General features: G+C 47.4%; 10 protein-coding genes. All 10 read left to right on the top strand.

Annotated elements, in window-relative coordinates:
* Window positions 1-111 precede the first annotated feature (111 nt).
* Complete coding sequence (locus tag ACYVRB_RS11170) at window positions 112-2,019, top strand: glycoside-pentoside-hexuronide (GPH):cation symporter (RefSeq protein ID WP_461215434.1); 1,908 nt, start codon at window positions 112-114, stop codon at window positions 2,017-2,019.
* Between the two features lie 293 nt (window positions 2,020-2,312).
* Window positions 2,313-3,416, top strand: coding sequence for a Gfo/Idh/MocA family protein (locus tag ACYVRB_RS11165; protein WP_461215433.1), 1,104 nt, complete (start codon window positions 2,313-2,315; stop codon window positions 3,414-3,416).
* Between the two features lie 61 nt (window positions 3,417-3,477).
* Window positions 3,478-4,704 (top strand): MFS transporter, encoded by a 1,227-nt coding sequence (locus ACYVRB_RS11160; protein ID WP_461215432.1) that lies wholly within the window; start codon window positions 3,478-3,480, stop codon window positions 4,702-4,704.
* Between the two features lie 20 nt (window positions 4,705-4,724).
* Complete coding sequence (locus ACYVRB_RS11155) at window positions 4,725-5,597, top strand: sugar phosphate isomerase/epimerase family protein (protein WP_461215431.1); 873 nt, start codon at window positions 4,725-4,727, stop codon at window positions 5,595-5,597.
* A 9-nt stretch (window positions 5,598-5,606) separates the two neighbouring features.
* The gene (locus tag ACYVRB_RS11150; RefSeq protein ID WP_461215430.1) at window positions 5,607-6,026 is read left to right on the top strand and encodes a C-glycoside deglycosidase beta subunit domain-containing protein; all 420 of its coding nucleotides are present in this window, start codon (window positions 5,607-5,609) and stop codon (window positions 6,024-6,026) included.
* A 153-nt stretch (window positions 6,027-6,179) separates the two neighbouring features.
* On the top strand, window positions 6,180-7,145 hold the full coding sequence (locus tag ACYVRB_RS11145; protein WP_461215429.1) for an ABC transporter substrate-binding protein: 966 nt from the start codon (window positions 6,180-6,182) through the stop codon (window positions 7,143-7,145).
* 78 nt (window positions 7,146-7,223) lie between these two features.
* Complete coding sequence (locus ACYVRB_RS11140; RefSeq protein WP_461215428.1) at window positions 7,224-8,714, top strand: sugar ABC transporter ATP-binding protein; 1,491 nt, start codon at window positions 7,224-7,226, stop codon at window positions 8,712-8,714.
* A complete protein-coding gene (locus ACYVRB_RS11135) occupies window positions 8,711-9,670 on the top strand; it encodes an ABC transporter permease (RefSeq protein ID WP_461215427.1) in 960 nt (319 codons plus the stop codon). Before ACYVRB_RS11140 ends, ACYVRB_RS11135 begins: the two co-directional genes overlap by 4 nt.
* A gap of 11 nt (window positions 9,671-9,681) precedes the next feature.
* Window positions 9,682-10,605: a sugar phosphate isomerase/epimerase family protein gene (locus tag ACYVRB_RS11130; RefSeq protein ID WP_461215426.1), complete on the top strand. Its 924-nt coding sequence runs from the start codon at window positions 9,682-9,684 to the stop codon at window positions 10,603-10,605.
* 92 nt (window positions 10,606-10,697) lie between these two features.
* Window positions 10,698-11,792: a Gfo/Idh/MocA family protein gene (locus ACYVRB_RS11125; RefSeq protein ID WP_461215425.1), complete on the top strand. Its 1,095-nt coding sequence runs from the start codon at window positions 10,698-10,700 to the stop codon at window positions 11,790-11,792.
* The last annotated feature ends 19 nt before the right edge of the window (window positions 11,793-11,811 follow it).

Raw genomic sequence — 11,811 nt, 5'->3', positions numbered from 1 at the left:
TGATGGTTTTCGTCGACTCAACCTTAGCATATAGGCGCACCCAATGGGTGAAACACCAAAGCAGCGCAGTCCCGTGTGAATCATGGGATTGCGCTGCTTTTTTGAAATTCTATGAATAATCCAGGTATATCTAAGCTGAAATTGTCTAATGGCGAGTTGCTTACATACGGACTAGGAGACTTTGCGAGTAATCTTTGTTGGACATTTATAGGTGGCTATTTAACGATATTCTATACTGATATTCTTGGCGTTGCGCCCGCGTTAGCATCAGTGTTAATCATGACGGCACGGGTTTTTGACGGTGTTTGGGATCCAATATTCGGTATGATTGCGGAGCGCACAAACACTAAATTTGGTCGATTCCGACCGTACATTATCTTTGGGGCACCATTTCTAGCAATCTTTTCAGTACTTAGCTTTACAATTATTGGTTCTGGAACGCTATCAGTTTTACTTGCTTTCGTTTCATATTTTATTTGTGGGCTTCTTTTCACTGTTGTTAATTTATCCTATGGCTCACTTGCAACCGTTATGACGACCGATCAAGAAGATCTTGCACAACTGACGTCTTATCGCATGATCGGCACTAATCTGAGCTCAGTTTTAATTACAGCATCGGCGCCATTATTACTGAGCTTTTTTTCGATAGGAGGTCGAATTGACCGTAGTGGTTATTTTTGGACTGCACTGATTTTTTCCGTGTTGGCAATTCCTTTATTCATCCTTGTGGGAACGAAATGTAAAGAGAATGTCCGTCCGGTTTCAACAGGAACGCACGTAAAATTTAAAGAGACAATTAAAGTTGTCTTGAAGAACAGGCCATTATTACTACTATTTTTAATGATGTTTGCAGGAATGCTTGCGATGTTTGGCCGAATTGGGACGCTTGTCTATTACGTAATGTATACAGTTAAACAACCAGCATTAATTTCAGCCTTTATGACGATTCCATCTTTGGCTGGGATTGTTGGTATTTATTGTACTAAGCGTCTTGTGACTAAAGTCGGACGCAAGCGGATGTGCTTGTACGGATATTTAGGCTGTGGTCTGAGCCTGTTAGCTATGTTTGTGATTGGTGAAATTGGAAGTTACCAAAATATCGTTATCTTGTTAATAATGGATTTTATTTATGGCTTGTTTAACTTTGTGATGCCAATTCCAATGGCAATGGTTGCTGATGCAATCAATTATGGTGAGTATCAATACGGAGTGCGGTCTGATGGCACTTCTTACGCGGTGGTATCGGTTTCAGTTAAATTAGGGTCAGCATTTGGTGCATCATTGGGTTTGTTGATTATGGCCGCTACCGGTTATATTGCAAATCAATCTCAGACGGCGGCTGCGCAGACTGGAATTAATGGTGTCGTGAACTTATTCTACGGTGTGCTTTGGTTATTGTGTCTGATTCCGCTTCATTTCTATCCATTGACAGAGTCGGTCAACAATAAGATCAATAACGACTTGGCGATTCGTAGGGAACGTATTAATTTGACCAATACAAATATTACTTCTGGGATTGGAGATATTCATGTGTTGAGTGCTGATGCACAAGTTGCGACAGAAATGGTGGATGATATTTTTGCAATGGCTGACGGCCAGATGATGCCACTCACAGAAGTCAACGATCCCATTACCGCTAAAGGTCTAATGGGGACAGGCTTTGCTATTCTTCCAGAAAATGGCAAGGTGGTTTCACCTGTCAGCGGGCAGATTATCAATATATTCATTTCTAAACACGCAATCGGGATTAGGACCAAGTCAGGAGTGGAAATTTTAATTCATATGGGTATCGATACCTTCAACCTAAAAGGGAAGCCATTCGAGTTAGCTGTTGAGGTCGGGGATGAAGTTAGTCCTGGACAGCTTTTAGCCAAAGTTGATTTAGAGCAGATTCGTGAAGCAAAACGTGGTACCGAGATTCTGTTTATTGTGACAAACCATTTAGCAACTAGACGGATTGCATTTGACCCACCAAGTAAAGTGAAGGCGGGGAACTCAGTAGGGAGAATTGTACTCTAACAACGCCCAGATATGCGAAAAGAACGGATGCATGCTATTCAATTAGGATAGTAGCGTATCCGTTTTTTGGTGCAGTGATTTTGAATGACAAAAGTTTGACCTTGCTAAGAAATAGCAATTATCGATGAGCATTTCTTGCAACTGCTAATTCATAACCTCATAAAGGCATGAAAATCACTAGGATACAGGATTATTTTTCGAAAGAGTAGCGCTTTCAATGGGGCTAATATAGTAACCGTAGATGAGGTTCGAATAACGAACTACTACTAATAATAGAATGGGAAGTGGATATAATGGCAAAAGTACGTATTGGTATTATTGGTTGTGGCGGTATCGCACATCAGAAGCATTTTCCAGCACTTGGCACCATGAAGGACAAGGTTGAGCTTGCAGCTTTCTGTGACATCATCCCTGAACGTGCAGAGGAATCTGCAAAGAATTTTGGGATCCCAGGGGCCAAAGTTTACACTGATTACCATGAATTACTTAAAGATGAAAGTATTGACACTGTGCACGTCTGCACGCCTAATGTCGCCCATGCGTCTATCACAATCGATGCTTTTAAGGCTGGCAAGAACGTATACTGCGAAAAGCCGATGTCGAATGATCCAGCAGCGGCACAAAAGATGATCGATGCATGGAAGGCCTCAGGTAAGAAATTCACAGTTGGTTATCAGAACCGTTTTCGTAAGGACGTTCAAGCTTTGCACAAGTCTTGTGAGGATGGTGAGCTCGGGGATATCTACTTTGCAAAAGCACATGCAATCCGTCGTCGTGCTGTGCCAACTTGGGGTGTGTTCCCAGACAAGTCTAAGCAAGGTGGTGGCCCATTAATTGATATTGGGACGCACTCTCTAGATATGACGCTGTGGTGCATGGATAATTACAAGCCGGTTTCGGTTATGGGATCGACCTTTGATAAGCTGGGACATCTTCAACAAGCGACCGAAGGCAATTTGTTTGGTCCTTGGGATCCGAAGACGTATGAAGTTGAAGATTCTGCATTCGGATTTATCAAGATGGAGAACGGCGCAACGATTTATCTTGAAGCGTCTTGGGCATTGAATGTGCGTGAATCTCGCGAAGCATCAACAACGCTCTGCGGTACAAAGGCGGGTGCTGAAGACTATCATGGCATGAGCTATCCTAATGATGAATTAGTTTATAATCGCGGGCACAATGGTTTACTCACTGAAGAGAAAATCAGTGCTGAAGGTTCCATTGATTTCTTTGAAGGCGATGCAAGCGGTGAGGCAGTCGCAGATGCACAGCAGTGGATTGACGCTGTTGCCAATGATAAAGAGCCACTGGTTAAACCTGAACAGGCTTTAAAGGTTACTCAGATTCTAGACGCGATTTACAAGTCTTCTGAAACCGGCAAACCATTCTATTTCTAATTGACTTGATGGGTAAGTAACCGCTGAAATTGTGACTAATCAAATTTAGGAGAGTATGGCAATGGATGTCAAAGCGAAAAGAAACAGTTGGCTGGTGAGAATATCCGTCCTACTGATATCGATTGATGCAGCTTCTGCTGCGGTAGTGTCTGGTGCTATTCCGTTGATGAAGGATAGTTTCAAAAATGTTGCGAGTTCGACTGTTGAGTCCGCATCGACGTTACCAAGTTTGTCGATCCTGTTATTCATTCTGTTGAGCCCTTATGTTGCCAGAAAGATTGGGACAAAGAAGACTTCTTTAATCGGTCTTGGAGTTGCCTTTCTGTTCGGGGTTGCACCATTTTTCTTGAACAATATTTATCTGATTCTTGTTTGTCGATTCATTTATGGTGCCGGAATTGGATTGATTAATCCATTGGTTTATACCGTGATTAATCATGTCTATGTTGGTACTGAGCAGGCTGAGATGGTCGGGTATGGGAGTGCGTTTACTAATAGTGTGAACATTGTGTTGACCTACTTAGTCGGATTCTTGTTGCCATTAGGGTGGCATTACAGCTTTTTGGCCTATTCCGTAATCCTTGTCATCTTTTTACTGGTTTTGTTCTTTTCGCCAGATGTCAAAGTTGACGATGATGAAGGCCAGCAGGAAAAGCAAAAGGAAAGCACTACGAAAAAGCAAGCATCAGATCGGCTTGGATTTTCAGCGTGGAAGTTTTTAATTTTCATGTTCTTCTTGTATATTGCAGTTTTACTTTACCAAATTAAGTATGCACAAATTGTTGTGGTGAAGGGTTTTGGGACGCCACAGCAAGCAGCGTTCGTCATGGGCTTAATCAACTTTGTTTCTATCATCACTGGATTGATTTTTGGGAAAGTCTTTAAAGCTCTTAAGCGTTCGACTTTCTTGGTAGGGTTAATCATGGTGCTTGTTGCTTATTTGCTAATCCCGATTACTCCTAACATTTGGTTAAGTGCATTGTTAGTCATTCTGATGGCTTTTGGTTCAGGGTTTATTGCAAGTTTCATCTTTTATGAGCTTTTCCAAGTTGTTTCGCCAAGAACAAGCTCTAAAATCTCAGGATACGCGTTAGTTGCAATCAATATCGGTATCTTCTGTTCTCCATACGTTGGTGGTATTGCGGCATCGGTGTTACATAACGATTCACCTACGTTAGGGGTCGTGATTTCTTCTGTGATCATCGCGGCATTGATTGTCGTTCATTTACTGACGATTCCGATTGACAAGCGTGAAGAACAAAAGTATGCAAAAGCAAGAGAAGAATAAGTAAAAAGGTGGTAGCAGTTATGGTTGCAAAAATTAAGCGCGGTGTGACCGCGTACAGTTACAATAAAGAATTCGGTTTGACGATGAATCTCGATGATATTATGCGGGATATCAGTGATACTGGGGCAACCGGGATCGAAATTCTTGCCAACTCACATATTCCTGGTTATCCATATGTTGATGATGCGTGGGTTGAGAAATGGCGTGCAGGGCTCCGCAAGTATAACTTGGAACCGGCTGAATATGCACAATGGGTTGATTCTCGCTTATATGAAGGACGTGAACTGGGAACACAAGAAAGTATTGACATTTTAGAGCGCGACTTTAAGATTGCGCACAAACTTGGTTTTAAGTTCATCAGAACAAAGCTGGGTGTTATTGATGATACTCTGACGCCTGTTAAGAACTGGCAGGATTTCATCAAAGGTGCATTTGATTTAGCAGAAAAATATGACGTTTATATGTGTCCGGAAATTCATGCTCCGAGTTTGATGGATTCGAAGATGGTTTGGGATTACTGTGACTTTATTGAAAAGACTGGGACTAAACGCTTCGGCTTGAACGTTGACTTCAGTTTGTTCCAAGCACGTTCCAACTCTTTAGTCGGGTATGATGATGGTTTTCCACACCCTGATCAGGAACACAGTCCGGTGTCTGATTTCGAACAATATATCAAGTATACGCTCGTTTGTCATGCTAAATTCATGCGCATGGATGAGAACTTCCGTGAAATGGTAATTCCGTACAATGAGATCTTTGCGCTATTGAAGAAGCATAACTGGAGTGGCTGGATGATTAGTGAGTATGAAGGAGCCAAGGCAGATGTTCCAGGTCATACTTCAGAACAAATCAAGCGCCATCAGATTATGCTGAAGAATATGTTAGGAGAGTAGGTGCGGATTATGTTGGAAAAATCTTTAATTCAGTCACGGGGTTTTAAAAATACTATTTCTGAAGATGGAACAGTTACAGGTTTTCAGGTACGCGTACGATTAGTGTATTATCGTGGGATCTGGTTGTCACAACTACGTCCTGGTGACGTGACTGTTGATGATAAGACGTACCCGGCTGAGACAATCAAGTGGAAGTTCGGTGAAAAGTTATATACAACAGCAGAATTAGCCCAGACAGGTGATGTGATGTGGAACTTGTTGGAGCCGGCAACGCTGTTTGTTCCTGAAGCAGGTGGCTTGTCTGTTGGTTACCATGATCTGAAAGTTGACTACCGCTTTAGCTCGTCTTATATGCCTCCTGTTATTGACACATTAATCAGTGAAACTACTACCGGTGATCATAAGGCTAAGCTATTGCTTGTACAGTAAAATTTTTAAGACGCATGCCGTCTGAATGTTAGCCTTATCACTAGTAACGACGTGGTAAGGCTATTTTCAGTAATAGGTATGTCGATTAGCAAGAACAATTTGGCTTTTAATTGCATGAGTACAATCAATTTAAAATGGATGGAGGAGTTCATCATGAAACGCATGTGGAAGATTTTGGGTGCCGCATTGCTTGTGTTCGGCCTTGCCGCTTGCGGCAAGGTGAACTCATCGAGCAAGGCGCAGTCATCTGACAATGCCAACAAGGAACTGGCCATCGTAATCCCAGCGGCCGATCATGGCTGGCTGTCTGGGGTTTCGTATTACGCCCAGAAGACCGCCAAAGATCTTGGGCTGAAGAAGTATAAGGTCATCACCGCGGCCAATGTCAACGACCAGGCGTCGCAACTGAACGACTTGGTCAATCAAAAAGTCGGTGCCATCGTTTTGGAGCCGTTCACCGATGAAGTCTCAGTCGCTGCTCAAAAGGTTGTAAAGGCCAAGATTCCGCTGGTTGTTTTTGATCGTAAGGTGAAAGCCAATTACAACGCCTTCGTTGCGGGATCTAATCCGCAGATCGGGGAATTGTCTGCTGAATATCTTGGGAAGAAGTTGAACGGCAAAGGCACTATCGCGGTTTTGTACGTACCAAGCTCCGGTTCAGTTAGTTCTGATCGGACAGACGCCTTCAAGAAGGTCATGAAGAATAAGTATCCCAACATCAAGCTCGTCAGCATGACCGCCGATGCTTACACGCAAGAAGACGGCTTGAAGACTGCCAAGGATATGCTGACGGCTAACTCCCACGTTGATGCGATCTTCTCTATCGATGATGAGTCCTCACTCGGGATCTTGCAGGCGCTGAAGGAAACCAAGCGGACTGACGTTAAGTATCTCTCCGGTGTTGGTGGCAGCCAGGCCTACTTCAAGAAGATTCAGGCGAGCGATGCCAACCTGCAGCTGTTCACCGCAACCTATGCGCCTTCAATGATCGGGGATGCGATCAAGGCTGCCCACAAGATCCAGCAAGGCAAGACGGTCAAGAAGCAGAATATCATCGCGCCAAAGATCGTCACCAAGGATAACGTCTCTAAGTTTATCAACAGCAAGTCACCATATTGATCGCTAAGGTTCATATTTAGGCAATCACTTTAACGCGCAATGATACGCATTGGCACTCAGGAAAGGAGAAGCCTGCACATGGTTAACGTAATTGAAATGAAGAAGATCACCAAGGACTTCTCTGGGATTCCGGTGTTGCGCGGTGTGGACTTAACGGTACGCGCAGGAAGCATTCATGCGTTGCTTGGTGAAAACGGTACGGGCAAAAGTACTTTGATGAACATCTTGTGTGGCTTGAAACCACGTGATGGTGGCGAGATCCTGTTCAACGGCGAAACCATCGAGCCGATGCAGAAGCCACCGCGGATCGCCTTCATTCACCAGGAGCTATCGCTGGTGAATGACCTGCCCATCTATCAGAACCTTTTTCTCGGCCATGAACTGAGCCGGCGCGGCGTTTTGGCGATTCCTGAGATGGTAGCTAGAAGCAAAGAAGTGCTGGGGCAGATGGCGTTGAACCTCGATCCGTGGTTGATGGTGCGAGATCTCAACCCGGCTTTGAAACAGACGGTAGAGATCGCACGCGGGTTGAACGAGCAAGCCCAGGTCATCATCATGGACGAGCCGACAGCGTCGTTGGATGATGTCGAGATCAAGAATCTGTTCACCGCGATGCGGGTTTTACGCAAGCAAGGGGTGACGATCGTGTTCATCTCCCACAAGCTTAGCGAGGTCATGGCAGTATGTGACCACTACACGGTCATGCGCGACGGGCGTGTCGTCGGTGACGGCGATATCGATCAGACGGTGACAGAGCGTTCGCTCAGTGACTTGATGGTTGGTAAAAAATTGACGGCGATGACTAAACCGGCGCGTGCCTATCAGGGAGAGCCAGTGTTGACCGTTAAGCAGCTCAGCAAAGCCCGCGAGTTTCGCGATGTGAGTCTGCATGTCGACGCCGGGGAAGTCGTTGGCTTCTTCGGGCTGTTGGGGGATGGCCGCAGTGAACTTTTCCAGACGATCGTTGGAGCCAACGGTCACTATAATGGCACGATTTCAGTTGCTGGTCGGCCGGTGGTCATGCATAACACAGCGACCGCGCTACGCCAAAAGATTGCCTATATTCCCAAGAATCGTAAAGAAAACGGGATCGTGAAAGATCTCAGTGTCAGCGACAACGTCTTGTTGCCGGTGTTGAACCGGCTTGGGCGCTTGACGATGATCATGCCAAAAAAACGTGCCGCAAGATTTAAGGCGTTGAGCACGCAAGTCAATGTGAAGTACGGCCAGGCGCAGGATCTGATCACGACGCTTTCCGGTGGTAATCAGCAGAAGGTGCTGATTGCTCGGGCGTTGAGTAGCAATCCCAAGCTGGTCGTGCTGGATAATCCCACCCAAGGCGTCGATATCGGTGCCAAGGCCGAGATTTACACCCAGATTCAAGCGTTGGCGGCACAAGGTGTCGGGTTTGCGGTGCTGACCAATGAATTCGACGAGCTGGAGCGCCTGTGCGATCGGGTTTACGTGATGGCAGGTGGACAGATCGTCGCGGAAGTCAGCCACGATGAACTCAACGAAGCAGACCTGATGTATGCCGCCACAGGTGGCACCAAGGAGGCAACGTCATGACAAAAGGATTGGATTACAAGCGCCTGGCCAAGGCAAATACGCCTTTGATCGCCTTTGTCTTCTTGTTCATCTTGGCGATCGTCGTTGAAGGCACGACCTTCTTGAACATGAACAACTTGATCAATATCTTGTTGAACAATGCCATCATCGGTATTATCGCGCTGGGTATGATGCTGATTATCGTCACTGCCGGCATCGATCTGTCAGTGGGGTCGATGCTGGCCTTGACCGGGTTGGTCGGGATCTGGAGTTTGAATCACTACGGCAGCATTGTGGTCGCCATCTTGGCGGCGTTGGCTGCCGGTGCGATCTTTGGTTTGCTTACCGGGGTGTTCGTGGCCAAGTTCGCGGTACCATCGTTTATTGTGACGCTAGGGACCATGAGCATCTATCGCTCGGTTGGTGAATATTGGTTCAACGGCGGCGGCATCACCGCGAACGGGCACTCGGCAGACGGCTTCATCGCCATTGCCAACACCACCGTCTTGGGCTTACCGATTCCGGTATGGTTGTGGCTGTTGTTCAGTGTATTGATCGCACTGATGGCAAAATACACCGCGTTTGGCCGCCACATTTTTGCCGTTGGGTCCAATCCCCGGGCGACGCGGCTGGCCGGCATCAACACTCATCGCGTCTTGATCGGGGTGTACTTGCTTGCCGGGGTGTTGGTGGCATTGGCGTCGATCCTCGAAGCGTCTCGGCTTGGCAGCATGAACTCGGCTTCCAGCGGTACGGGTTATGAAATGGATGCGATCGCGGCGACCGTGATCGGTGGCACCGTGATGACAGGCGGGCGCGGGACGGTTTTAGGCACGACCTTCGGGACTTTGACGCTTGGCATCATCAATAACCTCATGAACCTGATGGGGATGCCCGCGTTTTTGGTTGGCGCGATCAAAGGTGCCATCATCGTGTTGGCGGTGTTGTTGCAACGTGTGATGGATGACCAAGAATAGAAGGTGGCATGATGCAAATCGGATTTATCACGAACTGTCTGACCATGCCTTTTGCCGCTAAAGTTCAGCTGGCCGCCAAACTCGGTTACCAGACGCTAGAGGTGGCATGTTGGCCGGTCGGACATCCTAAGCAATGTGATTTGAACGCTGACAGTTACGACCAGCAAACGATCGATAAGGTGTCGCGCCTGTTGCGGCATAATCACGTGACGATCAGCACGCTGGCGTATTACGAGAACATGTTAGACAACAGTATCCAGCAACGCGCCCAGCACCTGCGGCATCTGCGCAACGTGATTCGCTTGGCACACAAGCTCGACGTGCCGTATGTGGCGACTTATCTGGGCAAAAACACGATGGTCAGCTTGGCCGATAACTTCCTGTTAGCCAGCGATATTTTCAAACCGATCGTCGATTATGCCCAAGCGTTGGACGTGACGATTCTGATCGAAAATTGCCCGATGCCGACTTGGGATCCGGAAGGCTACCCGGCAACCATATCGTATTCACCGGAGTTGTTGCATCAGCTTTTCACCACGATCGACAACGCCAACTTCGGCCTGAACTTCGATCCGTCTCACCTGTATTGGCAAGGGATCGACTACTTGCAGGCCGCGGCGGACTTCGCACCGAAGATCTACTCCGTGCACGTCAAAGACGTCACAATGATTGGCAATCGACCTGATCGGTTTGGGTTGTACGGGAAAAAAGTCACGAAGCAAAATCCTTTTGATTTTGGCTATTATACGGCGACGTTGCCGGGCTACGGGGACATTCAGTGGTTAGATCTCGTGCGCGTTTTACAAGCACACGGGTTCGCTGGCCCACTGCAGGTCGAATACAAAAACAGCAACGGCTATGGCACGATCGCAGACCCCAAGCGCGGTTTGGCGTTGAGCCAGCAATATTTAGACATGATCGGTGAACTAGCTTAATCAAAGACACATGTACCGTGGGCTAACTGTGCTGTTGGCAGACGTCATCGAACGAGACCCACCGGTTTCCATTAGAAAGTAGAGGTAAAGTAATGACAAAACAATTGGTATTGATCGGCTACGGTGGCATGGGGACGCGGCATCTCGGACGACTGCAACACGTTGAAGAAATTGACGTTGCGGGGGTTTACGATATCGATCAGACAAAGCGCGAATCTGCAGCCGCCGCAGGTTACAAAGTGTATGGCACCTATCAGGCCGTGTTGAGCGATCCCGCGGTCGATATGGTCTTGATCGCGACACCTAACGACTCGCATAAGCCTTTGGCGATCGCGGCGATGAAGGCGGGCAAGCATGTCCTTTGCGAAAAGCCGGTGACCTTGAGTGTGGCAGATTTTGAAGACATGGTACAAGTGGCTAAGGATTATCACCGCTGTTTGATGGTCGATCAGAATCGCCGCTGGGATGAAAACTACCAGATGGTGCGCAAGGTGATCGCAGACAATAGCATCGGCCATGTCTATGAGATCCGCAACACGGTTCAAGGTTCCCGGGGAATCCCTGGTGACTGGCGGCGCAACCGCGCCCAAGGTGGCGGGATGGTCTACGACTGGTGCGTCCATTTGCTCGATCGGATCCTGTTGTTGAAACAAGAGCAAGGCGTCGGCTTAGAAAGTGTCTACGCGGATTTGAGTTACGTGCTTGGTCACGAGGTCGACGATGGCTTTAAGGTGACGCTACGGTTTGCTGATGGGATGCGTGCCTTACTTGAGGTGGGAACGGCCAACTTCATCAAGCTTCCTGAATGGTACGTCGCCGGCACTACCGGCACGATGCAGATCGATGATTTTGAATTGCATGGCGAAGTCGTCAACCTCACCGGAGAACTCGCCAAAGATGCGATTCCGGTAGAAGCCGGCGCTGGCTTCACCAAGACCATGGCGCCGCGCACCGATGGCAGCATCGTCACGCATCCCTTGCCACAAGTCGAAACTGACGTGTGCGATTGGTACCGCAACTTTGCCGCTTGGATCGATGGCAAGGCGGAACCGGCGGTCAAAAACAGCGAAGTCTTGCGGACCTTGCAAGTGATCGACATGATTTTTGAATCTGCCAAGGAGAACCAAGTCATTCACGTGCGGGATGTGGTTGATCAAAAAACCCCGCAACGCCGTGTCGCCCAATAGATACCCAGATCATAAAAGG

The organism is Lacticaseibacillus boliensis, assembly GCF_054784775.1.
The sequence above is the reverse complement of the archived record's forward strand: the minus strand, read 5'-3'. Positions and strand labels throughout refer to the sequence as shown.

Excerpts from the sequence above, each read along its gene's own strand:
- ACYVRB_RS11170 (WP_461215434.1), top strand. The coding sequence starts at position 112 with ATGAATAATCCAGGTATATCTAAGCTGAAATTGTCTAATGGCGAGTTG.
- ACYVRB_RS11165 (WP_461215433.1), top strand. The coding sequence starts at position 2,313 with ATGGCAAAAGTACGTATTGGTATTATTGGTTGTGGCGGTATCGCACAT.
- ACYVRB_RS11160 (WP_461215432.1), top strand. The coding sequence starts at position 3,478 with ATGGATGTCAAAGCGAAAAGAAACAGTTGGCTGGTGAGAATATCCGTC.
- ACYVRB_RS11155 (WP_461215431.1), top strand. The coding sequence starts at position 4,725 with ATGGTTGCAAAAATTAAGCGCGGTGTGACCGCGTACAGTTACAATAAA.
- ACYVRB_RS11150 (WP_461215430.1), top strand. The coding sequence starts at position 5,607 with ATGTTGGAAAAATCTTTAATTCAGTCACGGGGTTTTAAAAATACTATT.
- ACYVRB_RS11145 (WP_461215429.1), top strand. The coding sequence starts at position 6,180 with ATGAAACGCATGTGGAAGATTTTGGGTGCCGCATTGCTTGTGTTCGGC.
- ACYVRB_RS11140 (WP_461215428.1), top strand. The coding sequence starts at position 7,224 with ATGGTTAACGTAATTGAAATGAAGAAGATCACCAAGGACTTCTCTGGG.
- ACYVRB_RS11135 (WP_461215427.1), top strand. The coding sequence starts at position 8,711 with ATGACAAAAGGATTGGATTACAAGCGCCTGGCCAAGGCAAATACGCCT.
- ACYVRB_RS11130 (WP_461215426.1), top strand. The coding sequence starts at position 9,682 with ATGCAAATCGGATTTATCACGAACTGTCTGACCATGCCTTTTGCCGCT.
- ACYVRB_RS11125 (WP_461215425.1), top strand. The coding sequence starts at position 10,698 with ATGACAAAACAATTGGTATTGATCGGCTACGGTGGCATGGGGACGCGG.